The organism is Nonomuraea longispora, from assembly GCF_004348345.1.
Taxonomy (GTDB): domain Bacteria; phylum Actinomycetota; class Actinomycetes; order Streptosporangiales; family Streptosporangiaceae; genus Nonomuraea; species Nonomuraea longispora.
The window spans coordinates 1-960 of record NZ_SMJZ01000447.1; the positions used below are offsets into that span (position 1 = coordinate 1).

The following is a 960-nucleotide window of genomic DNA, read 5'->3' on the forward strand; positions in this document are numbered from 1 at the left end:
GAACCGGCCGGCAGGTCTGCTCGCCGCCCCGCTGCTCACCTTCGGCGGGTCTCCCCTCTTCCCCGACCCGACCGGGGGCCAGCTGACGCAGCTGTTCCTCACGATGCTGAAGATCGGCTCGGTGCTGTACGGCAGCGGCTACGTCCTGCTGGCCTTCCTGCGCGGCGACTTCGTCGAGCGGCTCGGCTGGATCACCTCGCAGCAGCTCGCCGACGCTGTCTCCATCGGGCAGGTCACCCCCGGACCGGTGTTCACCACGGCCACTTTCGTGGGTTATGTCGTCGCCGGGCCGATCGGCGCGTTCGTGGCCACCGTGGCCATCTTCCTGCCGTCGTTCGCCCTCGTCGGGCTGCTCACCCGGCTCACCGGCCGGCTGCGCGCGAGCCGGTGGGCCTCCGCCCTGCTCGACGGAGTGAACGCCGCCTCGCTGGCGCTCATGGCCGGGGTCTCCTACCAGCTCGCCCGTACGGCCGTCGTCGACCCGCTCACCGCGGCCATAGCGGCGCTCAGCCTGGTGCTGCTCTGGACGACCAGGCTCAACAACGCCTGGCTGATCGCCGGCGGCGCCGCCGTCGGGCTGGCCCGCGCCCTGCTCTCCTGACGACGCATCAAATGAGTTTGATGTATTCTGCGGGCATGGCACCTCCGGCCCCGGCCGCCCCGGCGTTCGTGCGCATGGCCGCCCACCCTCTGCGCTGGCGGCTGCTGACCGCGCTGGCCGCCGGCGACTACCGGGTCCGTGAGCTCGTCGACCTGCTCGGCCACCCGCAGAACCTGATCTCCTACCATCTGCGGCTGCTGCGCGGCAGCGGGCTGGTCACCTCCCGGCGCAGCAGCTTCGACGCCCGCGACAGCTACTACCACCTCGACCTCGATCGTTGCGCGCACGCGCTGGCCGCGGCGGGCGCCGAGCTCCATCCGGCGCTGCGCCTCGATCCCGCCCCGCCCCCGGTCCCGTCC

General features: G+C 72.4%; 2 protein-coding genes. Both read left to right on the forward strand.

The features are described 5' to 3' along the window. Nucleotides 1-601 (forward strand): chromate transporter (locus E1267_RS43870; RefSeq protein WP_132342248.1); only part of this gene is annotated, 601 nt, incomplete at its 5' end. Between the two features lie 35 nt (nt 602-636). Then, a partial coding sequence (locus E1267_RS43875; protein ID WP_132342250.1) for an ArsR/SmtB family transcription factor occupies nt 637-960 on the forward strand: 324 nt, incomplete at its 3' end.